The sequence below is a fragment of the Janthinobacterium pasteuri genome (genome assembly GCF_051380775.1).
Taxonomy (GTDB): domain Bacteria; phylum Pseudomonadota; class Gammaproteobacteria; order Burkholderiales; family Burkholderiaceae_D; genus Janthinobacterium.
This window is the reverse complement of sequence record NZ_JBNYXS010000019.1, coordinates 12,735-38,200: the sequence shown is the minus strand read 5'-3', so window position 1 is coordinate 38,200 and position 25,466 is coordinate 12,735. Positions and strand designations below refer to the sequence as shown.

The window sequence follows — 25,466 nt, the reverse complement described above, 5'->3', positions numbered from 1 at the left end:
AAAGATCTTAATCAAACCGTGATTCTAATCGTGAAGTCATCCTCAGCGTTTTATATCGGCATCGCCATTGTGGTCTCTAGCGTCCTGGCCGGCTGCGGCCAGCCCGGACCCCTGTACCTGCCCAAGCCGCCAGCGGCCAAGGGCGCACCAGCCAAAGGGCCGGTCGAACCGGCACCCGTGCCGCCGCCACCGGTCATCGTGCCAGCCACTTAAACGGAACGCACCGGGGTGGCGGCATTCGCCGCCCTGGCGCTTTTTACGCGCTTGCGCCAGGCGTAATACACGCGTATTAGCAGTAGTAGCGCGACGATACTGCCGAACAGGATCGGTTGCCCAAAATTGTGCTTGCCCGCCTTCATCCACCAGAAGTGCAGGATGCCCAGCGGCGCGATGACGTAGATCAACCGATGCAGCCACTGCCAGCGCTTGCCGCCCAGGCGTTTCACCATGCCGTTCGTGCTGGTCACGGCCAGCGGAATCAGCAAGACGAAGGCGATGAAGCCCACTGTGATGAACGGACGCTTGAGCACATCCTTCCACATTTCCTGCACATCAAAAAAGTGATCGAACCACAGGAAGGTGGTGAAATGCAGCGCCGCGTAGAAAAACGCGAACAGGCCCAGCATGCGCCGCAGCTTGATCAGCCAATTCCATTGCGTGATGCGCCGCAAGGGCGTCACCGCCAGGCTGATGCACAGGAAATACAGGGTCCAGTCGCCCGTGCCGCGCGTAATGAATTCCAGCGGCTCCACCAGTTGCCCCGTGTACGTCAGCCAGACCATGCGCACAAACGGCAGCAGCGCCAGCAAAAATATCAGGCTTTTGAATAGCGACAATTGTCTGGTCGTGGGGTTGAGGGCCATGGTTTTTCCTTAAAAGAACTTCTTCAGATCCATGCCCGCGTACAAGGAAGCGACATCGTTGTAGCCGTTGAACATCAGGGTCTTGCGCTTGCGCGTGAGAAAGCCGTCTTCGCCGATGCGCCGCTCGGAAGCCTGCGACCAGCGCGGATGATCGACGTTCGGATTCACATTCGAGTAAAAACCGTATTCGGACGGCGCCGACAGGTTCCACGAGGTGCGCGGCTGTTCCTTGACGAAACGGATCTTGACGATGGATTTGGCAGACTTGAAACCATATTTCCACGGCAAGACCATGCGCACGGGCGCGCCGTTCTGGTTCGGCAAGGTTTCGCCATACATGCCCAAGGTCAGCAGCGCCAGCGGATGGTTCGCTTCATCGATGCGCAAGCCTTCCGTATAGGGCCACTCCAGCACTCTGCTGCCCACGCCCGGCATTTGCTTCTTGTCGGCCAGGGTGATGAATTCCACGTACTTGGCATTGCCCGTCGGCTCGACCTTCTTGATGATTTCCGAGAAGGAATAACCAACCCACGGAATCACCATCGACCAGCCTTCCACGCAGCGCAGCCGGTACACGCGCTCTTCCAGCGGCGCCAGCTTCAGCAAGGCGTCGAGGTCCAGCGTCATCGGCTTTTTCACTTCCCCTTCGATACTGACTGTCCACGGCCGCGTGCGCAGGGTGCCAGCATTTTGCGCAGGGTCGCTCTTGTCCGTGCCGAATTCGTAGAAATTGTTGTAGCTGGTGGCGTCTTTATAGGCCGTCTGCTTTTCCAGCGCCGAATAGGCGGGATTAAGTTTGGCGGCCAGTTTGGGATTCGTGCCTTGCGCGAAGGCTTCGCGGCTGGCCATTTCCAGCAATGCCGCGCTGGACACGGAGCCCAGGGCGATTTGCTTGATGAAGCTGCGGCGCGATTCAAACACGGCACGCGGCGTGATTTCGGAAGAATACGGCAATTCGATGCCGTTGGGACTGCGCTTGATCAACATGGCGGCTCCGGGAAAGGTGAATGAATGTACCTTACACCAGTTTTCCCGGGCCGTTCATGACGCTTCTGTCATTAAAGTTTGCCGTAAGAATGCAGACCAGAAAGGAACATGTTGACGCCCAAAAACGCAAACGTCGTCACCAGCAAGCCCACCAGCGCCCACCAGGCGGCAACGCGACCGCGCAAGCCCGTCATCAGGCGCATGTGCAGCCACGCTGCATAGTTGAGCCAGACGATCAGCGCCCAGGTTTCTTTAGGGTCCCACGACCAGTAACCGCCCCACGCTTCGGCTGCCCACAGGGCACCGAGGATGGTCGCTACCGTAAAGAAAGCAAAGCCCACGGAAATGGCCTTGTACATGACGTCATCGAGCACTTCCAGCGACGGCAGGCGGTCGACCAGGTAGCCGCTCGATTTGAGCAGGTACGCCGCCGCCACCATGGCCGACAGGGCGAACGTGCCGTAGCCGATGAAGTTGGCCGGCACGTGGATCTTCATCCACCAGCTTTGCAGGGCCGGTACCAGCGGCTGGATTTCCGCAGCGTCGCGCGTGACCGTGTACCACATCAGGAATACGACGGCCGCCGAAATGACCAGCATGACGAAGGCGCCCAACTGGCGCGTCGCATAATGCTGCTCGTAATACAGGTAGAACATGGCCGTGATCAAGGAAAACAGGATGAACACTTCATACAGGTTCGACACGGGAATATGGCCCACGTCGGCACCGATCAGGTACGACTCGTACCAGCGCACCAGCATGCCCGTCAGGCCCAGCACCACGCCGGCCCAGCACAGCAGGGAGCCGACGGACGAGCCGAATTCCGAGCGAGCTACCAGGCCGATCCAGTAGAACAGGGTCGACAGTACGAACAGGGTGCCCATCCACAGGATGGCGGACTGGCTCGACAGGATATATTTCAGGAAAAATTTTTGATTCGCCATCTCCAGATGGCCCGAGTACAGCTCGATGGCGAACAGCGACAGCACGGCCGCCAGGGGGATCAGCCAGCGCACAGGCTTCCAGTACCAGCCTAGCCACGCAAACGTGGGCGCCGCTGCCAGCAAGATGGCCTTTTCATAGATATCCATGAAGGCGCCAAAGCGCATCAGGCCGAACAGGGATGCCGCCAGCAAGCCGGCGCCATACAGCCAATCGATCAGGCTCAGGCGCTTGAAAAATCCTGGTTCCTGCGTATATATTTGCTTGTTTGCCAATTCCATCATTTTCTCCAATCCCGGCGACGCGCAAGCGTCCCGGACACAGCGCAGCTTACGCCGATTGCGGCAGCTTTGCCTTCAAAGTCTCAAATTCTTTTTCAAAATCCAGCGTCTTGCGTTGCGTGCTCATGGCCATCAGCGCTTCGCTGCCGCCTTCGCCATCCTTGATCCACACCCACAGGCGGCGCTCGCGGATATAAAACATGGAAAAAACGCCGATCACGAGGAACAGGCAACCGAGGTACACCACGCTCTTGCCCGGCGAACGCGTCACTTGCAGCACGGAGGCCTTGATTTCCGTGAACTCGTCCAGCTGCAGATACACGGGCGCACCATAGAAGAAGCTGTCGGACAGCGCATTCGTGGCCAGTTGCAGGAAGCGGCCGTGCTTGTCATCGGCCTCGATGGCTTTCAAGCCATCCTGGGCGCGCGCCGCCTGCCACAAGTCCCACAGGCTGCCATTCAAGATTTTCATGAAGATATCGGCCGCTTTTTCTTGCTCGGCGGCGGGAATTTTCTCCAGGAAGCGCGAAATGGCGAGGAAACCGCCCTCTTGCCCATTGCCGGCAAAGATGCCCAGGCTTTTCGCCGCCGATTCCTGCAACTGGCCGCGCAAGGCTTCCGCGTTCGCCTGCGGCATGGCGCGCGCCGCATAGCGCGTGGCGGCCTGCTGGCGCAGCGCCGGATCTTGCAGCGCGGCACGCAAACGCATCCATTCCGTCACGCTGTAATTGTCATCGACGGGAATGCGCAGATAGCTGAACGGGTCGCTGGGGTTGACGCGCATACCGGCCAGAAACACCGTCGTGCCATCCACGGTGACAGGCTGCATGTAATTCTGGTACTCGCGCGCCTGGCCCGTCTTGTCGCGCAATTTGTATTGCACCGAGGGGCCGACATTCTTGAGATCCTTGTTATTCGCGTTCTTCGCGGCCGAACCGAGGCGCTTGTCCAGGCCGACGGCAAATTTATCGTTGAAACTCTCCGCCTTGCTGACGGCGCGCACATCCTGGCCGGCGCTGAGGTTTTCCACGTTGAAAGGACGGAAACCCGACCATTCCACCGTGTAGGAATTGCCGTCGCTGCGCTCGAGCGGCGTACTGCCGCCCACTTCGCCGCCGATATCGAAGCGCTTCGTCGTCTTGCCCGTCATGGGAAAACCAGTCAACTTGAGCTTGCTGCCGCCATCCTCAAAGCTGGACTGGTACAGGGCCAGGCCCTTGTACAGCAGCGGCTGGTTGACTTTGATGGTTGCTGGAAAACTTTCACCTGTGACATGGTCGGTGATGACGACATCGCTGGCAAACAGCTTGGGCATGCCCGTGCTGTAGAAATCGATATGGAATTTCTTCAGCAAAATCGTGATCGGCAGATCCTGGATCAGCACACCATCGGCCTGGGGAATGATGGCCGTGTTGCTCGACGAGCCTTCCGGGATCATGGTGTTGCCGCGGAAAGTGGGGTTTGACAGGCTCAAACGGTGCTGGGCGGGAATGTCGGCGATCACACCGCTGCCGGAAAACGGCGTCTTGCCAAAGAACCATTGCTGTACGCGGATCGGCATTTCCGAATCGAGCAAGCCACCCACACAAATAATGACGATGGCGCCATGGGCAAAGATATAGCCCCATTTATTGGCGGCGCCCCGCTTGGCCGCCACCAGGGTGGCATTGTCCTTCTCGACCACCTTGGCTGCATAGCCGCTGTCTTTCAGGCGCATCACCATCTGCTGCGCCAGCACGGCACGCGGCAGCGGCGCCTGCCACTCCATCTTGTGGTGGAAATTGCGCAAGGATTGCTCGCGCACATTGTCGCGCCAGCTACGCATATCCTTGAGCATCTTCGGCGCATTGCGCACGATGCACAGCGAGGTCGAGGCGACGAGGAAACCCATGATCACGAGGAACCACCAGGCCGAATACACGGAATACAGGCTCAGCTTGTCGAAGACGGCGAACCAGAACGGACCGAACTGGTTCACATAATTGGGCATGGGCTCGTTCTGCTTGAGCACGGTGCCGATGATGGAGGCGACGGCGATCAGCGTCAGCAAGCTGATGGCAAAGCGCATCGACGAGACCAGCTCGACAAATTCAGCCAGATTGCGGCGTTTGGTCTTTAACTCTATTCCGGTCGTGCCTGTGCTCATACGTTGATACTCATACGGGATATGCAATCTTCAAGAAAATGTGGCATGGAGCAGATAGTTTCTCCGCGCAAGGCGGCAGCATACTCCTGTTTGACCCCTGTCATAAAAAAGGGCAGCCCGTTGAGACGGCCGCCCTCTTCATGCGCGCTGGTGCGCCTGGCAATCTCTTGCCACTATGAAAACTTACTTCAGGCCGGCGATATAGTCGGCCACGGCAGCGATTTCGTCGTCCGACATGCGGGCGGCGATGGTGTGCATTTGCGCACTGTTCTTGCGGGCGTCGGCCTTGGTGCTGCGGAACATGGCCAGCTGTGCCACCGTGTAGTCCTGATGCTGGCCGGCGATGCGCGGATACTGAACGGGCATGCCATTGCCCGTCGCGCCATGACAGCTGGCGCAGGCAGCAACTTGCTTGGAAGCAATGCCACCACGATAGATTTTCTTGCCCAGGTCGATCGTATCCTTGTTTTTCGCGGCACCCGGCTTCGAGACCTGCGCGCCCAGGTAGGCGGCGATATTCTTCCTGTCGGCATCGCTGAGCATCTTCGCGTACGTCGTCATGACGGGCTGGCTGCGCTCCGGCGTGGTGAAGTCGACCAGTTGCTTGTAAATATAGCTTTCGTGCTGACCGGCCAGCTTCGGGTTGACCGTGATGGTCGAGTTGCCGGCAGCACCATGACAGGATACGCAGGCAGGCAAGCCGCGCGCCGCATCTCCATCGGCGTACAGGGTAGCACCCTTGGCAGCGTCGGCCTTGACGGCCGGTTTCGGTGCTTCGACCGCAGAAGCAGTTGCCGATACAGCCAGCAAAGCGAGCAGCATGGATTGGATAAACGGTGAAAACGCACGATTCATTCAGGCACCCTGAGACAGTGAGAAATTAGTGGTGGACATTGCCGCGCTCCTGAGATTTTTGATTTATTTTCAGGGCCGCAAGCCGCATCGCTGCTACGCCGGCAACAATTAACAATCCCTTATTGTACAATAGCTTCTTGGCGTTATCGCTCCCTTATCGCTCCATTTTGTTGCTTTACTACTCCCATGTCAAAACTCTGGCAAGCCCGCTTCTTTACGACCGTCAACCAATTGCGTGACCTGCCCGATACCACGGTGCCGGAAATCGCTTTTGCCGGCCGCTCCAATGCCGGTAAATCGACCGCCATCAACATCTTGTGTAATCAGAAAGGCTTGGCGTTCGCCTCCAAGACACCTGGCCGTACCCAGCACATCAACTACTTCTCCATCGGCGGCGCCCACGTGGCGCAACACCGCAAGGATGCCACCATCGTCGAAGAGATCGAATGCCTGCTGGTCGACTTGCCGGGCTACGGCTACGCGGAAGTCTCGGGCTCGGCCAAATTGCACTGGCAGCGCCTGCTGGGCGACTACGTGCAACGCCGCGAACAATTGGCCGGCTTGATCCTGATCATGGATTCGCGCCGTCCGTTCACCGACCTGGACATCCAGATGCTGGAATGGTTCGCCCCGACGGGCAAGCCGATCCACTGCATCCTGACGAAAGTCGATAAGCTGAACCGCAATGAGTCGGTCAACGCGCTGCGCCAGGCGAAAGCCAAGCTCGACAGCTATGTGGATGAAGACGGTGTCGGCTTCCCGTTCACCGTGCAACTGTTCTCGGCCTTGAAACGCGTCGGCATCGACGAAGCCAACGACAAGATCATGGAACTGGCCGGCATCAGCGAAGATGGCGCGGCCCAGATGGTCGAACTGATCGAGATGGAAGACGACGTCGAACCGGAAGCGGGAACCGACAAACCGGCTTGATCGACATCAACGCTGCGTAAAAAAAAGGCTGCCCGTTCACACGGTGCAGCCTTTTTTATTGCAGCGAGTTCCTAGCGCCGTCCCGGTCCTGGCCGCTTCTCCGAAAAGAATTCCTGGCGCAGGAAAGCGCTCAGCTCGGCCGTGTCTTCCACGCGGGCGCTGAGGTTGACATTACGCCCCAGGCGCCGCGATTCCCATACGAAGTCGCCCGGCTTTTCGGCACGGATCAGCTGGATCATCTTCTTGATGATGGCTGTTTCGATATCGGGCTCATTGCCCAGTTCGACTTTTTCCTGTTTCAGCCAATTGCGCTTGAAGTTGCCATTCCAGCCCTTGAACTTGACTTCGGCACTGAACGACGTCTGGTTGACGATGGAAAACACGCCACCCGAATCCTCGCGGTCGCTGCCGGAATTGCGCCCCTGGGCACCGGCGATATTCGCCTTGGCCACGCGCATGGCGCGGTCGTTTTCGCTTTCCTCGGCCGGTGGCGTGGGATTCTGCGCCTCGCGCTGCTTGCGGCGCTGCTCGATCATCGAGCTCATGTCTTCAGCCGGTGGTGGCGGCAACGGTACTTTCGACACCAGCGGCGGCGTGTATGTTTCCAGTTTCGGCTTGTCGCGCGGTACGTCCTTGCTCACCACGCGCTTGCTCGGGGCCGGCGGCGGTTTCACCTTGGCCACTTTCGTGTCCTTCGGTTTCGGCGTGGGTTTCGGCTGCGGCTTCGGTTGCGGCTTGTCCTTCAGCGGCGCGATGTAGACCATCGCACTTTCCTTCTTCGGCGGCGGAATCTTTTCGATCTTGTCGCTGCGCAACAAGGCATACGCCGCCAGCAGCACGTGCAGCAAGACGGACACCCCGAGCGCAACCTTGCGCATGGTGCTGGTCCTGGACCCGTAGGCCGGTGGTGGCTGGATTACTTGCCCACAGGTGGGGCAAACATCGGAATCGGCAGCCATCAAATGGGTCGTGTCATGCAAAATGAATCGTGCTTTCTGTGTAGCGAAGAAATAACATTACAGGGCAGCCATAGTGCCAGAGTCCCTTGCTTTTGGGAACACTTCCTCGGCCTTTCCAACCCGAAGCGTACAGGATAGCGACATTCCTTGCAGCGCTAAACAGAGTACCCGAGCCGTCTCTTGACGGTTGTTACCGTATGTATCACTGCCCATACAAAACCGGCGCCCCATTCACGCAGGAATGGGGCGCCGGTCAAGAGCCCACGGGGCACGCACGCGCTCAAGCCTTGTTGTCGAGTGCGACCAGTTGCTCATCCGTCACCGGTCCCGTGCCGCTGTACTTATCCAGGAACAAATAGATGACGGGGGTAATGAACAGGGTAATCACTTGTGAAAAAAGCAAACCACCGACCACTGCCAGGCCCAGCGGCTGGCGCAGCTCGGCGCCGGCGCCCAGGCCCAGGGCGATGGGCAAGGCGCCCATCAGGGCCGCCGCCGACGTCATCATGATGGGACGGAAACGCAGGATGCAAGCCTGGCGGATGGCTTCAGGCGGGCTCATTCCCTCGTTACGCTGCGCATGCAGGGCAAAGTCGATCATCATGATGGCGTTTTTCTTGACGATACCGATCAGCATCAAAATACCGATGATGGCGATCATGGTCAGGTCCATGCCGAACAGGCGCAAGGTCAGCAAGGCACCCACGGCCGCCGACGGTAAGCCGGCCAGGATGGTCAGCGGGTGGATGTAGCTTTCATACAGCACGCCGAGCAGTACATAGATCACGGCCAGCGCGGCGATGATGAGGATAATCTGGCTCGCCTGCGAATCCTGGAACACGGCCGCGTCGCCGCCGTAGCGCGTGATGATGGAAGCCGGCAAGCTCATGTCCTTGCCCATCACGTCGATCTTGCCGGTGGCGACACCCAGCGGCACGTCCGGTGCCAGGTTGAAGGAGATCGTCACGGCCTGCAACTGTCCCTGGTGATTGACGGAGGTGGGACCAATCGTACGTTCCACGTAGGCAATACTCGACAGTTTCACCAGCTCGCCCGACTTGCTGCGCACGGACACGCGCGTGAGCGCATCGTCATACTGGCGGTCCGCCGTGGCCGCTTCCAGGATCACGTAATAGCTGGCCGCCGAAGAATAGATGGTCGACACTTGCCGCTCGCCAAAGGCGCTGTACAGGGCCGTGCGGATATCGGACATTTGCACGCCCAACAGATTGGCCTTGTCGCGGTCGATCCGCAGGGACGCCTGCAAGCCCTTGATCTGAGAATCGCTGGTGACGTCGCGGAAAGCGGGATCGGCGCGCATGCCCGCAATAAACTTTTCCGCCCAGTCATTCAAGGCATCGGGACTGACGCTTTGCAAGGTGTACTGGTAGCGGCTCTTGCTCTGGCGTCCGCCCAGTTGCAAGTTTTGCACGGGACGGAAATATACGGCCATGCCGGGCACGGTACTCGTTGCGCGGCGCAGGTTTTCCAGCACCACGGGCATTTTCGGCCGTTCGTTGCGCGGCTTCAAGACCATGAACATGCGGCCCGTGTTGCCGCCACCGACGAACGAGGTCACATCCTGCACGCTGGGGTCCGCCTTGAGCACGGCCGCCACGCGTGCCTGCAAATCCTGCAATGCCGCCGAGGAAATATCCTCCGACGCTTCCGTATTCACCTGGATCTGGCCCAGGTCTTCCTCGGGGAAGAAACCTTTCGGTATCGTGGCGTACAACAGCACCGTCAGCGCGAAAGTGCACAAGGCGATGAACAGCACCACGTTGCGGTGCGCCAGGGCCTTGTCGAGCAGATGCACGTATCCGTTGCGCAACTTCGTGAATCCGGCCTCGAAGTGGCGGCCGATGAAGGACTTTTCACCATGCGTGGGGTCGCTGTCATTGTGTTCGCGTGTATCGGCCGGCAGGAAACGGCTGGCCAGCATCGGCACCAGGGTCAGCGACACGACGGCGGACACCAGCACGGCCAGCGAGACGACGACGGCGAACTCATGGAACAGCAGGCCGATCACGCCCGGCATGAAGAAGATGGGAATGAACACGGCCACCAGCGAGACGGAAATCGAAATGATGGTAAAGCCCATCTCTTTCGCCCCGTCCAGGGCCGCCCGTATCGGTTTCTTGCCCATCTCGATATGGCGCACGATGTTTTCCAGCACCACGATGGCATCGTCGACCACCAGGCCCACGGCCAGGGTAATGCCCAGCAGGGAAACGTTGTCGAGGCTATAGCCGAGCCAGTACAGCAGGGCCAGGGCGCCGAGCAGGGAAATCGGCATGGTGACGGCCGGAATGAAGGTGGCCGCCGCGCGGTGCAGGAACAAAAAGATCACCAGCACCACCAATACCACCGTCAGGGCCAGGGTCAGGTTGACGTCATGGATGGCTTCGCGGATCGACAGCGAACGGTCGTTGACCAGGCTGATCTGTATCGACTGCGGCAATTGTTCCTTGAAGCCCGGCAGCAAACGGCGCACGCCATCGACTACTTGCACGGTATTGGCGTCCGGTTGGCGCTGCACCATCAGGCTGATCGAGCGCTCGCCATTGAAACTGCCGACGGCCTTGATCGATTGAAAGCTGTCTTCCACCTCGGCTACGTCTTTCAGGCGCACGGGCTGGCCGTTGCGGCTGGCGACGATGAGTTCGGCAAAATCGGCCGCCTTCATCATCTGCGGATTGCCCTGAATGGTCAGCGTCTGGCTCGGGCCATCGAGGATGCCCAGCGGGGAATTCGTGTTCGAGGTGCGCAAGGCAACAGCCAGTTCGTCCATCGTCAAGTTGCGCGCATTCATCAGGTCGGCACGCGCACGCACGCGCACGGCAAAGCGCTTCTGGCCATTCACGATGACCTGGGCTACCCCAGGCAAGGTCGACAGACTGGGCGCAATCAGGTTTTCCGCATAGTCATTTAAATCCGACAAGTTCAGCGAGGGCGACGTCATCTGGATGAACAGTACGGGCGCATCGGCCGGGTTAACCTTGCGATAGGATGGCAAATCCGTCATTTCCGTCGGCAACTGGCGCTGCGCGCGCAGCAGGGCCGCCTGCACGTCGACGGCCGCCTCGTTGACATTGATGCTGGCGTCAAATTCCAGGGTCAGCGAAGTATTGCCCAGGGTGCTCGTGGAGGTGATCAGGCTGAGGCCAGAGATGGTGGAAAATTGTTTTTCCAGCGGCAAGGCTACCGACGAGGCCATGGTTTCCGGGCTGGCGCCGGCCAGATCGGCGCTGACGTTGATGACGGGCGTGTTATAGCTCGGCAAGGCCGCCACGGGAATGTGGCGATAGGCCAGTACGCCAGCCAGAATGATGGAGAGGGACAACAACACCACCATCACGGGGCGGCGAATGCTCAATTCGGACAGGTTCATGCTGGCTTGCCCTGCGGTGCGGCGGCGCCATCGGCAGCCTTGTGCTTTTCCACCAGGCGTACCTTGCTTCCCGGACGCAGGTTTTGCTTGCCATCGACGATGACTTTTTCATCACCGTTCAATCCGGTGACGACGGCATTCGGGCCGAACGCATACACGCGGGCAATCTTGCGCATCTTGGCCGTATTGTCCGCCTCCATCGAGTACACGAAGGTACCGGAGGTACTCGTAATGATGGCGTTTTGCGGGACCACCAGTGCATCCTTGAGCGTGCGCACGGTCAGCTGCGTATTCACGTACTGGCCAGGCCACAGGTCGGTGCCGGCATTATTGAAACGGGCCTTGATCTTGATCACGCCGGTGGCAGGATCGACGGCATTGTCGATAAAGTTCAGTTTGCCATCGAGTTGCTTGCCGCCTGCATCGGCCAGCAGCGCCTTGACCGCCACCTCGCCCGCCTTCTGCGCCGCCAGCAAGCCTGACAGACTGCTTTCCGGCAAGGTGAATACCACATCGATCGGGTCGAGCTGGGTGATGCTGGTGAGCGAAGTAGTCGGCTGCACCAGGCTGCCCGCGTACACATTGATGGCGCCCACCCTGCCCCCCTGCGGCGCGCGCAGGACGGTGTAGCTGGAGTCGACCTGGGCGGCGCGCAAGGCGGCCTGATCGGCGGCCAGCAAGGCGCGTGCCGCGTCGAGCTGGCTTTGCAGGGTATCCACGGCGCCCTGGGCGATGAAGTTCTTGCTCAGCAAATCCTGGCTGCGCTTGAGCTGACGTTCGAGGTCCAGCACCGAGGCGCGGTCGCGCAAGAGTTGCGCCTGCGCCTTGTCGACGTTCGCGTGCTCGCTGCGGGCGTCCAGCGTGAACATCAGCTCGCCCTGCTTGACGAACTGGCCTTCGCGGATGTGCACCTTGGTAATCGTACTGGTCGTCTGCGGATGCAGATCGACACTGCTGATCGGCGTCACGCTGCCATTGGCTTGCAGCAGCATCGGCACATCCTGGCGCAGCGGCGCGACCACGCTCACCGTCGTCGGTCCCGGCCCGCCCTTGCCGCCCTTGCCCCCTTTGCCATCCTGACCACCGGCCGCCACGCCGGACTGATGATTGAAATACCAGATACCGCCACCGATACACAGGGCCGCACCCACGAGGATTGCCAGGCTAGTCTTTTTCATTGTTCTGTCATGCTGTTGCAGCGCAAGGCTGCAGGTTGAATGTAGTTGCCAGGGGGTATAAAGCACAATATTGTCGCACGGAAATGCTCACTTTCCAGCGTAATACTCTGGCACGATCAGGGTGACTTCCAGTCCACCGTCGACATGATTGGCCAGCAATACCGTGGCGCCATGCTGCTCGGCGATGTTGCGCGCGATGGTCAAGCCCAGGCCCGTACCGCCCGATTCGCGCGAACGCGAGGTTTCGATGCGGTAAAACGGTTCGAATACCTTGGTCAGTTGATCTGACGCAATACCCGGCCCGCCGTCGCGGATACGGATGCGGGCCGCGCCGGCGATGCGCTCGACGGTCACCTGCGCGTACAGGCCATATTTGACGGCATTGTCGATCAAGTTCACCAGGCAGCGCTGCATGGCGATGGGACGCGCCATCAAGGCCATGCCGGCCTGCCCGGCCAGGGTCACATTCTGGCCGGCATCGGCCGCGTCTGAGCAGACGCTGTCGAGCAGGGAGTCGAGATCGAGCGCCTGCATCGCTTCCGTGCTATCCATCGAGCGGGCCAGCTCCAGCCCTTCCTTGACCATGCTCTGCATGGCCGACAGATCGCCCACCAGGCGCTCATATAACTCCGTATCGGCCACTTTTTCAAGGCGCAAGCGCAAGCGTGTCAGCGGCGTTTGCAAATCATGCGTGATGGCGGCCAGCATTTGTGTACGTTGGGAAATGTGCTGGCGTATGCGCGCCTGCATGGCATTGAAGGCAGCGCTGGCCTGGCGGATCTCGCCGGCGCCCGACAGGGTCAGCGGCGGATGGTTGATGTCGTTACCCAGGTCTTTCGCCGCCTGCGCCAGTTGCTTGAGCGGACGCATCGTCATGCGCGTGACCAGGTAAGCGAGGATGGCGATGCTGATCAGGAAAGGCAGCAGGGTCATCCAGTCGTTATGTTCATTGAACGGTGGCTGCTGGCGCGGTGGCAAGACCATCAGTCGCAGCACGTGACCATCCTGCATGCGCACGTCGAGGTTTTCGCAGGTGCCGCCCCAAGGCCTGGCACCAAACATGCCCGGCGACTGGCGTGGCTTGACGCAGGCTTCCGGGCGTTCGGCCAGCGCGCTGACCTTGAAACCCTCGCCCAGCTTGGCTTGCAGGGCGCTGGAAAATTCCGTCGGCGCGCCGGGCACATGTTCTTTGTCGGGACGCAATTCCAGGCGCACGCTGCCCTTGTTGGCCACCTTCAGGTAGGCCGCGCGCGAGGCCAGCGGCACCACGTCGGCCGCCATTACCAGCTGCTCGGCTCGCTCGACGGCGTGGTAGTCGCGATATTGCTCGATGGCGCGCTGGCGTTCGCCCACGGCCAGCCACTGCGTCAGCGCAGCCGAAGCGACGATGCCGATCAGCAGAAACATGAATACACGGCCCGTCATCGACCCCAGGAAGGCCTTCACGCGTGCGGCTCCACATTGACCTGGCCGGCCAGCACGTAGCCGCCATTGCGCACGGTCTTTATGATTTGCGGCAAACGGGCATCTTCGCCGAGTTTTTGCCGCAGGCGGCTGATCTGAATATCGATCGAACGGTCGAACGGGTCGGCGTCGCGCCCCTGTGTCAGGTTCAGCAGCTGGTCGCGGTTGAGCACGCGGTTTGGATGTTCCAGGAACACGCGCAACAGGCGGAACTCGGCGCCCGACAGCATGATCACCAGCCCGGTGGGATTGAGCAGGTGGCGCGCCGTCAGGTCCAGGGTCCAGCCAGAAAAACGGATTTGCTGCGCCATGTCGGACGGGGCATTCGACGGCATGGCGTGACTGCGGCGCAGCACGCTGCGTATGCGCGCCAGCAATTCACGCGGCTCGAACGGTTTCGGCAAATAATCGTCGGCGCCCATTTCCAGGCCCAGGATGCGGTCCAGCGGCTCATTGCGCGCCGTCAGCATGATCACCGGCACCGTCGATTGGGCACGCAGCTTGCGGCACAAGGTCAGGCCGTCGTCGCCAGGCAGGTTCAAATCGAGCACGATCAGGTCGGGCCGCGTTTCGTCGAGGATTTTCCACATGGCCGTGCCATCTGCCGCGCCCAGGGTGCGGTAGGCGTTCGTTTCCAGGTAGTCCGCCAGCAAGCTGCGGATGTCGCGGTCATCGTCGACGATGAGAATTGTAGAAGTGGGTTCCATGGTACGAATTATCCCCACTTCCCCCACCCTTGCACAGCGCATTTGTATCGTCTTGTATATAGGAGACCCGAAGAAACAGTTAGATACAAACTGTCTGGCAGCGGACACTTCGGGGAAACATGGCACGTCCAACATGGCTTCATGTGCAGCAATATGTACATCCCTCATCTTTTACAAAGGAATCCAGATGAACGCCTCAATGACAAGCTTGCGCAAGAATTTGATCATCGCCATGAGCGTACTCGGCATGGGTGCGGCATCGCTGACCGTCCACGCCCAGGAAGCGGCCGCCAGCGCGCCTGCCGCCAGCACCAAGATGCAACATGATGGCCAGCGCGGCCAGCACCGCGGTGGCAATCCCGCCGAACGCATGGCGAAATACCAGGCCCGTCTGCACGACAAGCTGAAACTGACAGCCGCGCAGGAACCAGCCTGGGCCGCCTTCACGGCGGCCAACGCGCCGAAGAAGCCGATGGGCGACTGGAAGGCCAGGCACGAAGCGATGGCCAAGCTGTCGGCGCCGGAACGTATGGAGCAATGGATCGCCATGTCGAAGGAACGCATCGCCGGCCAGGAAAGCCGTTTGGCCTCGCTGAAAACCTTCTATGCCGTACTGACGCCGGAGCAAAAGAAAGTGTTTGATGACAACGTGCCTGGCGGCATGCATGGCGGCCATCGTGGTGACCACCACGGTATGCAGGAGCATCCCAAAGCTGGTTAAATCTCGCTGTATGCAAGAATGGAAAAAGCCTGCAATGCAGGCTTTTTCTTATTTACAAGGCAAGTAAACGCTTACTGACCGTCGAGCTTGCGCAACGAAGTCAGGAACGTTGATGCGTTCTGGAAACCTATCACACGCGACTGGGCGATCTCCTGCCCTTGCGGATTGAACATGATGATGCCAGGCGGGCCGAACAGCTGGAAACGCTTCAGCATGGCCTTGTCGTCGGCGTCATTGGCCGTCACGTCCACTTGCAGCAGCACGGCTTGCCCCATCTTCTCGCGCACGGCGGGATCGACAAAGGTCAATTTTTCCATCTCGATGCAGGACACGCACCAGTCCGCATAAAAGTCCAGCAGGGCCGGCTTGCCATTGAGCTGCGCCAGCGCCGCATCGAGCTGCGCCACGGTTTTCACGCGCGTAAATGGTTGCGCATGCACCTGGCCACCGCCCAGATGCGCCAGCGGCGCCAGCGGGTCGCGGCCACCGCTGGCCACGCCGACCAGTTGCAGCACGCCCAGCACGGCAAACACCAGGCCGAAGGCCTTGGCCACCCAGTTGCCCTTACCGTTCAGCAAATACATGCCATAACCGATACCCAGCGCCGTCCAACCCAGCATCTTCACGGCTCCCGGCAACACAGGGGACACCATCCACCATGCCGTCACGAGCAGCATGAAGCCGAAGAAGCGCTTGACGGCATCCATCCAGGCGCCGGCGCGCGGCAACAGCCAGCCGGCCGACGCGCCCACCAGCAACAGCGGAATGCCCATGCCTATCGCCAAGGTGAACAGTGCCTGGCCGCCGAGCACCGCATTGCCAGTCTGGCTGATGTAAAGCAGCACGCCGGCCAGCGGACCGGCCACGCATGGGCCAACGATCAGTGCCGAAATGGCGCCCATGACAAATACGCCAACCAGCTTGCCCGAAGCTTGCTGGTTCGATGCATTGGTCAAACGCTGCTGCAGTGCAGCCGGTACTTGCAATTCATAAAAGCCGAACATCGACAGCGACAGCAGCGCCAACAACACCGCAAACGTACCCAGCACCCAAGGATTCTGCAGCCGCGCCGCCAGTCCTTCGCCGAGCAGGCCAGCCGCCACGCCCAACGCGGTATAAATGATGGCCATACCCAGCACATAGGTCAGCGATAACAGGAAAGAGCGCGAGCGCTTGATGCCGGCGCCTTCGCCGACGATGATCGATGAAAGGATAGGCACCATCGGCAACACGCACGGTGTAAACGACAGCGCCAAGCCGAATACCAGGAAGAGCGGCACGATCACCAGCAGCTTGCCGCTTTTCAATGCGGCTTCGGCCATTCCCATCTCGCCAGCGGGTGCAGTGGGTGCAGCGACGACCGCCGCTGCCGGTGCAGCGTCCGGCGTGCCGGTGATATCCGCCTGGGGAATGCTCAGCACGGACACGCCAGGCGACGCTTGCGCCTGCGGGCCGTTGACGGCCGCCGTGTCGACTGCCGGCGCGCCTGGCAAGGCGAATTTCGATGCCACGCCGCCCGGCGCCATGCTCTGGCCGCCGCCCCCCCCCACCAGCTGGGCCGTGGCATCCTGCGGCGCATAGCACAGACCCTTGTCGGAGCAGCCCTGTCCCGTCGCCTTCAGGGTAAACGCGCCAGCCGCCTGTACGGGAATCGTGATGGTAAGGGTCTTGCGGAACGTTTCCACATTCTTCTGGAAGGTGTCGTCAAACTTGACCTTGCCGGCCGGATACACGGGCGTGCCCAGCTTGGCACCCACGGCGTCGAACTTGAAGCGCTCGCGGTACATATAGTAACCATCGGCAATCACATAGGTGACGGCAATGGTGGTCGGGTCCTGCATGCGGGCGGAAAATTTGAAAGCCAGCTCGGGATCGAGGAACTCATCGTCGGCACGGGCATGGCCGGCGCCAAAAACGGCGATCAACAGGAAGAGGCAGGCGACAAACCACGTGAGCAAGGGATGGCGTGGCGCGGCGCCCGCATTGGCGCTGGAGGGGAAACGGGACATGAACTACCTTTTCAACCATTCGACAGAGGACGCGCGGAGCAGGCAGCGCTTGTGCCGGGCCGGCGCGAAAGGAGAATAGTACACCGCTGAAAGGATAGCTGCAGCAGAAAACAAAAAAGCCAGGCTAGGCCTGGCTTTCTTAGATGCAATTACTGGGATTACTCGCCAGCGATTTCAACTGCTTCGGTCGTATCTGGACGATCCATCAGTTCAACGAACGCCATAGGAGCGTTATCGCCGACGCGGAAACCCATTTTCAGGATACGCACATAGCCGCCGTTACGGTTAGCGTAACGTGGGCCCAGTTCAGCGAACAGCTTCAAGACCATTTCACGATCGCGCAGGCGGTTGAAAGCCAGACGCTTGTTTGCCAGGCAGTCAGTTTTGCCCAGGGTCAGAATTGGCTCGACAACGCGGCGCAGTTCTTTTGCTTTTGGCAAGGTGGTTTTGATCGCTTCGTGACGCAGCAGCGATACTGTCATGTTGCGCAGCATTGCCAGACGGTGGGACGAGGTACGATTCAGTTTACGGAGGCCGTGACCGTGACGCATGATAAATCCTTTCGGTGAGTGTTTAAATTCCAGCTCTTCGATCGATGAAGCTAGTGCAACATCGCGGGCCGGTTTGGTGCTTCAAAAATAAAAGCCTGGGACACCTGTCCCAGGCAGTTTGCTACAACTACAAATTACTTTTCCAGGCCTGCAGGCGGCCAGTTTTCCAGCTTCATGCCCAAAGTCAAGCCGCGCGATGCCAGCACTTCCTTGATTTCGTTCAGGGACTTGCGGCCCAGGTTTGGCGTTTTCAGCAGTTCGTTTTCCGAACGTTGGATCAGGTCGCCGATGTAGTAGATGTTTTCCGCTTTCAGGCAGTTCGCCGAACGCACGGTCAACTCCAGGTCATCGACTGGACGCAACAGGATAGGATCGACCAGCGGAGCGCGCGATGGCGCTTCGGCGGCAGCTTCCGTGCCTTCCAGGGCAGCGAACACATTCAACTGGTCCACCAGAACGCGGGCCGACTGGCGGATCGCTTCTTCCGGCGAGATCACGCCGTTGGTTTCGATGTTGATGATCAGCTTGTCCAGGTCGGTACGCTGTTCGACGCGGGCCGATTCAACGAAGTACGATACACGGCGCACTGGCGAGAAGGACGCGTCCAGGATGATGCGACCGATGGTCTTGTTCGTGTCTTCCGACAGGCGACGCACGTTACCAGGAACGTAGCCGCGGCCTTTTTCAACCTTGATCTGCATGTCCAGCTTGCCACCAGCGGTCAGGTGGGCGATCACGTGGTCAGGGTTGATCAGTTCGACGTCATGCGGCAGGTCGATGTCGGAGGCCAGGATCGCGCCTTCGCCTTCTTTTTTCAGGGTCAGGGTTACCGAATCGCGGTTGTGGACTTTGAAAACCACACCCTTCAAGTTCAGCAACAGATCGACGACGTCTTCTTGCACGCCATCGAGGGAGGAATATTCGTGGACGACGCCAGCGATCGTCACTTCGGTCGGCGCATAGCCTACCATCGACGACAGCAGAACGCGGCGCAACGCGTTACCCAATGTGTGGCCATAGCCGCGCTCGAACGGTTCCATCACGACCTTGGCGTGACCTGCACCGAGAGCTTCAACATCGATAATACGTGGCTTCAACAAACTGTTTTGCATGAAATGTCCTTTTCAATACCCTCGGCTCATTACACCGATAAGGCTGATGGCATTAGTGAAACGCCCACTTTACAAAATGCAAAGTGGGCGGGAGTCTTGCTACTTGATACTATTAACGCGAGTACAGCTCGACGATCAGCGATTCGTTGACGTCGTTAGCGATTTCGTTACGCTCTGGCAGGGACTTGAAGGTACCTTCCATTTTCTTGGCATCAACCGAAACCCAGCTAGGCATGCCAACTTGTTCAGCCAGCGACAGTGCTTCAACGATACGCACTTGCTTTTTCGATTTTTCACGAACTGCAACGATGTCGCCAACTTTAACCGCGTACGAAGCGATGTTGACAACGATACCGTTCACGGTGAACGCTTTGTGGCTGACCAATTGACGCGCTTCAGCGCGGGTCGAGCCAAAGCCCATGCGGTAGCAAACGTTGTCCAGACGCGTTTCCAGCAACTTCAACAGCGTTTCGCCGGTGTTGCCTTTACGACGGTCTGCTTCAGCGAAGTAGCGGCGGAATTGACGTTCCAGCACGCCGTACATGCGTTTTACTTTTTGCTTTTCGCGCAGTTGGTTACCGTAGTCCGAGGTGCGGGCGCCGGATTTAACACCGTGCTGGCCTGGTTTGACGTCCAGTTTGCACTTGCTGTCCAGCGAGCGACGTGCGCTCTTCAGGAACAGGTCAGTACCTTCACGGCGGGAGAGTTTTGCTTTAGGTCCGATATAACGTGCCACGATACTTCCTTTTTTTAATGATAACGCCCCAGCCACATGCATGATCAAACACGCTGCTGCGGTTAGGCGCTAGTCTGACTCAGCTTCAATCAGACGGTGGCTGAAAACGAAAAACCCGCCAAATTGAATTTGACAGGCAAGAACAGCCGGGCAGTATAACCGTTTCCGGCTCCCTGCTCCAGCGATTTCACACAACTGTACTTAATACAACAGACAGAAAAGCAGCTGGCGCCGAAGCGCCCTCTGCAACACTATCTTAGATACGACGACGTTTCGGTGGACGGCAACCGTTGTGCGGTACCGGCGTCACGTCCTGGATCTCGGTGATCTTGATGCCCAGGTTGTTCAGCGCGCGAACGGCGGACTCACGACCAGGACCTGGGCCCTTGATACGTACTTCCAGGTTCTTGACGCCACACTCAACAGCCACTTTACCAGCGGCTTCCGCGGCGACCTGCGCTGCGAACGGGGTCGATTTACGCGAACCCTTGAAGCCTGCACCGCCGGAGGTAGCCCACGACAAGGCATTGCCTTGACGATCGGTGATGGTAATGATGGTGTTATTGAACGAAGCGTGGACATGTGCAATGCCTTCAGCGACGTTCTTTTTAACTTTTTTACGCACGCGTGCTGATGCGGCGTTATTTTGCGACTTAGCCATAATTATTCCCTAGCGGATTATTTTTTCAGCGATTGAGCGGCTTTACGCGGTCCCTTGCGGGTACGTGCGTTCGTACGCGTACGCTGGCCACGGCAAGGCAGACCCTTACGATGACGCATGCCGCGGTAGCAACCCAGATCCATCAAACGCTTGATGTTCATGGACAGTTCACGACGCAGATCGCCTTCGACGATGAATTTACCTACTTCATCGCGCAGTTTTTCCAGTTCGCTGTCATCCAGATCTTTGATCTTTTTGTTGGTTGCTACACCGGTCGATGCACAGATTTTCTCTGCGCGTGGACGGCCCACACCGTAGATGGCCGTCAGGCCGATAACGGTATGCTGATGATTTGGGATATTAACCCCTGCAATACGTGCCATTTGTTATTCCTCGATTAACCTTGACGCTGCTTGTGACGTGGTTCCACGCAGATAACGCGGACTACGCCTTTGCGCTTGATGATCTTGCAGTTGCGGCAGATCCGCTTGACTGATGCGAGAACTTTCATTTTTGGGCTCTTTCTTTCGCTTCTTTGGTTTGATTCAGTGTGTTACTTGGTACGGAACACAATGCGGGCTCGGCTCAGGTCGTACGGCGTTAACTCCACCGTCACCTTGTCTCCAGGGAGAATGCGAATATAGTTCATCCGCATTTTACCTGAAATATGCCCGAGCACCACGTGTCCGTTCTCCAGCTTCACTCGAAATGTTGCATTTGGGAGATTCTCAAGAATCTCGCCCTGCATCTGTATGACGTCGTCTTTTGCCATTCGGTATGTTTACCGCGCTTAACGCGTCGGAATTCCGCCCTTGAAATTTGCTTTGCGCAGCAGCGAATCATATTGCTGCGACATCACGTAGTTCTGTACTTGCGCCATGAAATCCATGGTGACAACTACAATAATCAATAAAGAAGTACCGCCGAAATAGAATGGTACTTTCCACTGGGCTTGCATAAATTCCGGCAATAAACACACCAGGGTGATGTAGACTGCGCCGGCAAGTGTCAAGCGTGTCAGGATCTTGTCGATGTAACGGGCTGTCTGCTCGCCTGGACGAATCCCGGGAATGAACGCACCGCTTTTCTTCAAGTTATCCGCTGTTTCCTTGCTGTTAAATACCAGCGCTGTATAAAAGAAACAGAAAAACACGATCGCCACTGCGTACAACAGCGCATGGATAGGCTCACCAGGCCCCATCGATGCTGCCAAATCTTTCAAGAACCGCACCGCAGGGTTAGCGTTGTCGGCGCCCTTTGAAAACCAGTCCACGATAGTGGCCGGGAACAAGATGATCGAAGAAGCAAAGATCGGCGGGATCACGCCGGCCATGTTCAGCTTCAACGGCAAATGGCTGGTTTGACCGCCATAAATCTTGTTGCCTACCTGGCGCTTCGCGTAATTGACCAATATTTTGCGCTGACCACGTTCGACGAATACGACGAAGTACGTTACCAGTGCTACCAGAATCACGATGAAAATCGCGCTGAAGCTGCCGATCGAACCATTCGACACCTGAGTGAACAAGCCACCCAACGCCGACGGCAGACCTGCTGCAATCCCGGCAAAAATGATGATCGAGATGCCATTACCCAAACCACGCTCGGTAATTTGCTCACCCAACCACATCAAAAACATTGTTCCGGTCAACAAAGTGACGACCGTTACGAAGCGGAATGCAAGACCAGGTTCCAACACCAGACCAGCTTGCGACTCCAGTGCGACTGCAATGCCTAACGCTTGGAACAGTGCCAGGGCAACCGTGAAATACCGGGTGTACTGGGTGATCTTGCGACGACCTGCTTCGCCTTCTTTTTTCAACGCTTCCATCTGCGGTGACACGATCGACAGCAATTGCATGATGATCGAGGCCGAGATATAAGGCATGATACCCAGCGCAAACACTGTAAAACGAGACAAGGCACCGCCCGAGAACATGTTGAACATGCCCAGGACGCCGCCTTCGTGCTCCTTGAACAGCGAGGCTAATTGTGTCGGGTCAATCCCGGGAACCGGGACGTGAGCACCGATACGATAAACCACCAATGCGCCAAGCAAAAACCAGAGCCGTCCCCAAGGGAAACCGGCCGCTGCACTTTTAGCAAGTTGTGGATTAGTCGCCAATTTTCGCTCCGATCAAGCTGTTAGCGGTCAACTCAGGCTACCGAGCCGCCGGCTGCTTCGATGGCGGCTTTCGCGCCAGCGGACACTTTCAAGCCCTTCAAATTCACCGCTTTGGTGATTTCGCCGGACAAGATCACGCGCACGTCACGGGCCAACACGCCCAGAACGCCAGCTTGCTTCAAGACCAGAATGTCGACATCGCCAACAGCCAGGTTGTTCAGATCGGACAGGCGCACTTCAGCTTTGAAGGTTGCGTGCATCGATTTGAAACCGCGCTTAGGCAGACGGCGTTGCAGAGGCATCTGACCGCCTTCGAAACCGACTTTATGAAAGCCGCCCGAACGCGATTTCTGACCTTTATGACCACGACCCGAGGTTTTACCCAGGCCGGAGCCGATACCGCGACCGACGCGACGCTTGTAGTGCTTAGCGCCTTCGGCTGGTGCAATAGTATTCAATTCCATGATTTGCTCCGTTCGTGTAAGCCCGAAGGCTTACCCGACAACTTTAACGAGATACGATACTTTATTGATCATGCCGCGTACGGATGGGGTGTCTTGCAATTCGGAAACCGAATTTACACGACGCAGACCCAGACCGCGCACGGTAGCGCGATGCGATTCGCGCGTACCAATCAAGCCCTTGACCAATTGCACTTTGACTGTGTTTGTCATTTTGTCCACCTTAAGCCAGAATGTCTTCGACCGACTTGCCGCGTTTGGCAGCGATATCGGAAGCAGTGCTCATTTTCGACAGGCCGTCCAGCGTAGCGCGTACCAGGTTGTATGGGTTGTTCGAACCGGTGGATTTCGCCACCACGTCCGTCACGCCCATCACTTCGAAGATAGCGCGCATTGCGCCACCAGCGATAACGCCAGTACCAGGCTTAGCTGGGTTCATCAGGACCTTGGAGGCGCCGTGACGACCAACAACCGTGTGATGCAAGGTACCGTTTTTGAGCGGTACTTTGATCAGGTTGCGACGGGCTTCTTCCATTGCCTTCTGCACGCCAACTGGCACTTCTTTCGATTTGCCCTTGCCCATGCCGACGCGGCCATCGCCATCACCAACTACGGTCAGCGCGGCGAAACCCATGATACGACCACCCTTGACCACTTTGGTCACGCGGTTGATCGCGATCATTTTTTCGCGCATGCCATCATCCGGCTTGTCGCTTTGCATTTTTGCTTGCATTTTTGCCATGATTGATCCTTAGAACTTCAGACCGGCTTCGCGTGCGGCTTCTGCCAACGCTTTCACACGGCCGTGGTAACGGAAACCGGAGCGGTCGAACGCAACTTCGGTAATTCCTGCTTTCAACGCTTTTTCAGCGACGCGCTTGCCGATCAAGGCTGCAGCAGCGGCATTGCCGCCTTTGCCGGATTGGCCTGCCAGTTCAGCGCGAACTTCCGCTTCAGCCGTCGAGGCCGAAACCAGGACTTTAGCGTCCGGGCTGATCAGGTTGGCGTAAATATGCAGGTTGGTGCGATGCACCGACAAGCGATTTACTTTCAATTCCGCAATCTTGATGCGGGTTTGGCGTCCGCGGCGAAGCCGTGATTCTTTCTTATCCATCGTCAGCCCCTAATTACTTCTTCTTGGTTTCTTTAAGCTTAACCACTTCGTCCGCATAGCGAACGCCCTTGCCTTTATAAGGCTCAGGAGCGCGGTAAGCACGAACTTCAGCGGCTACCTGGCCAACCTGTTGACGGTCGATACCTTTAATCAGGATCTCGGTCGGGGTTGGTGTTGCGCAGGTAACGCCAGCTGGCATGTCATGCACTACAGGGTGCGAGAAACCCAGGGACAGATTCAACTTGTCGCCTTGAGCTTGCGCCTTGTAACCCACGCCTACCAGGTTCAGCTTTTTCTCGAAACCCTTGGTGACGCCAACAACCATGTTGTTGACCAGTGCGCGCAGCGTGCCGGACATGGCATTGGCTTCGCGGCTGTCGTTCGCCACGTCGAAACTCAGGGTTCCTGCATTGTTTTCCACTTTAACCTGGCCGGTGAGGGCCTGGGAAAGTACGCCCAGCGGGCCTTTTACGGTGATCGCTTGTGCGGAGATGGCGACTTCGGCGCCAGCTGGCACTACGATAGGCATTTTAGCTACTCGAGACATGTGTAACTCCTTAAGCCACGTAGCAAATAACTTCGCCGCCGACACCGGTAGCGCGTGCTTTGCGGTCAGTCATGACGCCTTGCGGAGTCGACACGATCGCCACACCCAAGCCATTCATCACAACAGGGATCTCGTCTTTACCCTTGTAGACGCGCAGACCCGGACGGGACACGCGCTCCAAGCGCTCAATAACGGGACGGCCAACATAATACTTCAAACCGATTTTCAGTTCCGCTTTGCCACCAGCTTCGGCAACAGCGAAATCTTCAATGTAACCCTCGTCCTTCAGGACGCTGGCAATCGCAATTTTGACTTTCGACGATGGCATGGCCACGGTCGTCTTTTGCACGCCTTGTGCATTGCGAATGCGGGTCAGCATATCGGCGATAGGATCGCTCATACTCATTGCATATTCTCCTATTACCAGCTTGCTTTTGTCATACCCGGAATTTCACCACGCATGGCGAATTCACGGAGCTTGATACGACCCAGACCGAATTTACGGAATGTGCCGCGCGGACGACCGGTGATGGCGCAACGGTTACGTTGACGCGTCGGGTTCGAGTTACGTGGCAGCGCCTGCAGTTTCAGGCGAGCTTCGTAGCGCTCTTCTTCCGATTTCGATTGGTCATCGACGATGGCCTTGAGAGCTTCGCGCTTAGGGGCGAATTTCGCCACCAGGTCAGCACGCTTGATCTCACGATTAATCAGTGACAGTTTGGCCAT

29 protein-coding genes are annotated in these 25,466 nt (G+C 58.2%); 3 read left to right on the top strand and 26 right to left on the bottom strand.

What is annotated here, in order from left to right; translation table 11 throughout:
• Nucleotides 1-30: 30 nt before the first annotated feature.
• Nucleotides 31-213 carry an LPS translocon maturation chaperone LptM gene (lptM, locus tag ACQ4WN_RS18570; RefSeq protein WP_070221692.1) on the top strand — a complete coding sequence of 61 codons (183 nt, stop codon included), beginning with the start codon at nucleotides 31-33 and terminating at the stop codon, nucleotides 211-213.
• Here lptM and msrQ read toward each other — a convergent pair.
• The 5 genes from msrQ to ACQ4WN_RS18545 all read right to left on the bottom strand — a co-directional run bounded on the left by msrQ (nucleotide 210) and on the right by ACQ4WN_RS18545 (nucleotide 6,074).
• Nucleotides 210-863: a protein-methionine-sulfoxide reductase heme-binding subunit MsrQ gene (gene msrQ, locus ACQ4WN_RS18565; RefSeq protein WP_436552857.1), complete on the bottom strand. Its 654-nt coding sequence runs from the start codon at nucleotides 861-863 to the stop codon at nucleotides 210-212. The two genes, lptM and msrQ, sit on opposite strands and share 4 nt — an antisense overlap.
• 9 nt (nucleotides 864-872) lie before the next feature.
• A complete protein-coding gene (gene msrP / locus ACQ4WN_RS18560; protein WP_436552856.1) occupies nucleotides 873-1,850 on the bottom strand; it encodes a protein-methionine-sulfoxide reductase catalytic subunit MsrP in 978 nt (325 codons plus the stop codon).
• Between the two features lie 71 nt (nucleotides 1,851-1,921).
• On the bottom strand, nucleotides 1,922-3,073 hold the full coding sequence (gene ccsB, locus ACQ4WN_RS18555) for a c-type cytochrome biogenesis protein CcsB (RefSeq protein ID WP_436552918.1): 1,152 nt from the start codon (nucleotides 3,071-3,073) through the stop codon (nucleotides 1,922-1,924).
• A gap of 49 nt (nucleotides 3,074-3,122) precedes the next feature.
• Nucleotides 3,123-5,219 (bottom strand): cytochrome c biogenesis protein ResB, encoded by a 2,097-nt coding sequence (locus ACQ4WN_RS18550; protein ID WP_436552855.1) that lies wholly within the window; start codon nucleotides 5,217-5,219, stop codon nucleotides 3,123-3,125.
• A 183-nt stretch (nucleotides 5,220-5,402) separates the two neighbouring features.
• Nucleotides 5,403-6,074, bottom strand: a complete 672-nt coding sequence (locus tag ACQ4WN_RS18545; protein ID WP_436552854.1) for a c-type cytochrome — start codon at nucleotides 6,072-6,074, stop codon at nucleotides 5,403-5,405.
• 186 nt (nucleotides 6,075-6,260) lie between these two features.
• Between ACQ4WN_RS18545 and yihA the strand changes: the two genes are divergently transcribed.
• Entirely contained in the window at nucleotides 6,261-7,004 is a 744-nt protein-coding gene (gene yihA, locus ACQ4WN_RS18540) for a ribosome biogenesis GTP-binding protein YihA/YsxC (protein ID WP_034753234.1), read from the top strand.
• 71 nt (nucleotides 7,005-7,075) lie between these two features.
• On the opposite strand, the gene ACQ4WN_RS18535 is transcribed toward yihA, so the two are convergent.
• From ACQ4WN_RS18535 to ACQ4WN_RS18515, 5 genes are all read right to left on the bottom strand, one after another.
• Entirely contained in the window at nucleotides 7,076-7,882 is an 807-nt protein-coding gene (locus ACQ4WN_RS18535) for a hypothetical protein (protein WP_436552853.1), read from the bottom strand.
• A gap of 361 nt (nucleotides 7,883-8,243) precedes the next feature.
• Nucleotides 8,244-11,354 (bottom strand): efflux RND transporter permease subunit, encoded by a 3,111-nt coding sequence (locus ACQ4WN_RS18530; RefSeq protein ID WP_436552852.1) that lies wholly within the window; start codon nucleotides 11,352-11,354, stop codon nucleotides 8,244-8,246.
• Complete coding sequence (locus tag ACQ4WN_RS18525; RefSeq protein ID WP_436552851.1) at nucleotides 11,351-12,532, bottom strand: efflux RND transporter periplasmic adaptor subunit; 1,182 nt, start codon at nucleotides 12,530-12,532, stop codon at nucleotides 11,351-11,353. Before ACQ4WN_RS18525 ends, ACQ4WN_RS18530 begins: the two co-directional genes overlap by 4 nt.
• Before the next feature lie 87 nt (nucleotides 12,533-12,619).
• A complete protein-coding gene (locus tag ACQ4WN_RS18520; protein ID WP_436552850.1) occupies nucleotides 12,620-13,978 on the bottom strand; it encodes an ATP-binding protein in 1,359 nt (452 codons plus the stop codon).
• A complete protein-coding gene (locus ACQ4WN_RS18515; protein ID WP_436552849.1) occupies nucleotides 13,975-14,703 on the bottom strand; it encodes a response regulator in 729 nt (242 codons plus the stop codon). Before ACQ4WN_RS18515 ends, ACQ4WN_RS18520 begins: the two co-directional genes overlap by 4 nt.
• Nucleotides 14,704-14,890: 187 nt before the next feature.
• On the opposite strand from ACQ4WN_RS18515, the gene ACQ4WN_RS18510 reads away from it, so the two are divergent.
• Nucleotides 14,891-15,424, top strand: a complete 534-nt coding sequence (locus ACQ4WN_RS18510) for a Spy/CpxP family protein refolding chaperone (RefSeq protein ID WP_436552848.1) — start codon at nucleotides 14,891-14,893, stop codon at nucleotides 15,422-15,424.
• Between the two features lie 71 nt (nucleotides 15,425-15,495).
• Here ACQ4WN_RS18510 and dsbD read toward each other — a convergent pair whose 3' ends face one another.
• The 16 genes from dsbD to rpsN form a co-directional block, all read right to left on the bottom strand.
• Nucleotides 15,496-17,433 carry a protein-disulfide reductase DsbD gene (dsbD, locus tag ACQ4WN_RS18505; protein WP_436552847.1) on the bottom strand — a complete coding sequence of 646 codons (1,938 nt, stop codon included), beginning with the start codon at nucleotides 17,431-17,433 and terminating at the stop codon, nucleotides 15,496-15,498.
• Between the two features lie 158 nt (nucleotides 17,434-17,591).
• Complete coding sequence (gene rplQ / locus ACQ4WN_RS18500; RefSeq protein ID WP_010394482.1) at nucleotides 17,592-17,984, bottom strand: 50S ribosomal protein L17; 393 nt, start codon at nucleotides 17,982-17,984, stop codon at nucleotides 17,592-17,594.
• A gap of 134 nt (nucleotides 17,985-18,118) precedes the next feature.
• The gene (locus ACQ4WN_RS18495) at nucleotides 18,119-19,096 is read right to left on the bottom strand and encodes a DNA-directed RNA polymerase subunit alpha (protein ID WP_008444343.1); all 978 of its coding nucleotides are present in this window, start codon (nucleotides 19,094-19,096) and stop codon (nucleotides 18,119-18,121) included.
• A 112-nt stretch (nucleotides 19,097-19,208) separates the two neighbouring features.
• Nucleotides 19,209-19,832 (bottom strand): 30S ribosomal protein S4, encoded by a 624-nt coding sequence (rpsD, locus tag ACQ4WN_RS18490; protein ID WP_010394478.1) that lies wholly within the window; start codon nucleotides 19,830-19,832, stop codon nucleotides 19,209-19,211.
• 256 nt (nucleotides 19,833-20,088) lie between these two features.
• Complete coding sequence (gene rpsK, locus ACQ4WN_RS18485) at nucleotides 20,089-20,493, bottom strand: 30S ribosomal protein S11 (protein WP_010394475.1); 405 nt, start codon at nucleotides 20,491-20,493, stop codon at nucleotides 20,089-20,091.
• Between the two features lie 17 nt (nucleotides 20,494-20,510).
• Nucleotides 20,511-20,876, bottom strand: a complete 366-nt coding sequence (gene rpsM, locus ACQ4WN_RS18480; RefSeq protein WP_046681666.1) for a 30S ribosomal protein S13 — start codon at nucleotides 20,874-20,876, stop codon at nucleotides 20,511-20,513.
• Nucleotides 20,877-20,890: 14 nt separating this feature from the next.
• Entirely contained in the window at nucleotides 20,891-21,004 is a 114-nt protein-coding gene (rpmJ, locus tag ACQ4WN_RS18475) for a 50S ribosomal protein L36 (RefSeq protein ID WP_010394471.1), read from the bottom strand.
• A gap of 42 nt (nucleotides 21,005-21,046) precedes the next feature.
• On the bottom strand, nucleotides 21,047-21,265 hold the full coding sequence (gene infA / locus ACQ4WN_RS18470) for a translation initiation factor IF-1 (protein WP_005663428.1): 219 nt from the start codon (nucleotides 21,263-21,265) through the stop codon (nucleotides 21,047-21,049).
• A gap of 18 nt (nucleotides 21,266-21,283) precedes the next feature.
• Complete coding sequence (gene secY / locus ACQ4WN_RS18465) at nucleotides 21,284-22,618, bottom strand: preprotein translocase subunit SecY (protein WP_010394438.1); 1,335 nt, start codon at nucleotides 22,616-22,618, stop codon at nucleotides 21,284-21,286.
• Between the two features lie 32 nt (nucleotides 22,619-22,650).
• Nucleotides 22,651-23,082, bottom strand: a complete 432-nt coding sequence (gene rplO / locus ACQ4WN_RS18460) for a 50S ribosomal protein L15 (RefSeq protein WP_034753211.1) — start codon at nucleotides 23,080-23,082, stop codon at nucleotides 22,651-22,653.
• A 30-nt stretch (nucleotides 23,083-23,112) separates the two neighbouring features.
• On the bottom strand, nucleotides 23,113-23,292 hold the full coding sequence (rpmD, locus tag ACQ4WN_RS18455) for a 50S ribosomal protein L30 (protein WP_010394435.1): 180 nt from the start codon (nucleotides 23,290-23,292) through the stop codon (nucleotides 23,113-23,115).
• Between the two features lie 10 nt (nucleotides 23,293-23,302).
• The gene (gene rpsE, locus ACQ4WN_RS18450) at nucleotides 23,303-23,821 is read right to left on the bottom strand and encodes a 30S ribosomal protein S5 (protein ID WP_010394433.1); all 519 of its coding nucleotides are present in this window, start codon (nucleotides 23,819-23,821) and stop codon (nucleotides 23,303-23,305) included.
• Nucleotides 23,822-23,830: 9 nt separating this feature from the next.
• Nucleotides 23,831-24,193, bottom strand: coding sequence for a 50S ribosomal protein L18 (gene rplR / locus ACQ4WN_RS18445; protein WP_010394431.1), 363 nt, complete (start codon nucleotides 24,191-24,193; stop codon nucleotides 23,831-23,833).
• Between the two features lie 13 nt (nucleotides 24,194-24,206).
• Nucleotides 24,207-24,740, bottom strand: a complete 534-nt coding sequence (gene rplF / locus ACQ4WN_RS18440; protein ID WP_034778281.1) for a 50S ribosomal protein L6 — start codon at nucleotides 24,738-24,740, stop codon at nucleotides 24,207-24,209.
• 10 nt (nucleotides 24,741-24,750) lie between these two features.
• Complete coding sequence (gene rpsH, locus ACQ4WN_RS18435; RefSeq protein ID WP_034753208.1) at nucleotides 24,751-25,146, bottom strand: 30S ribosomal protein S8; 396 nt, start codon at nucleotides 25,144-25,146, stop codon at nucleotides 24,751-24,753.
• 14 nt (nucleotides 25,147-25,160) lie between these two features.
• Nucleotides 25,161-25,466 (bottom strand): 30S ribosomal protein S14, encoded by a 306-nt coding sequence (gene rpsN / locus ACQ4WN_RS18430; RefSeq protein WP_010394423.1) that lies wholly within the window; start codon nucleotides 25,464-25,466, stop codon nucleotides 25,161-25,163.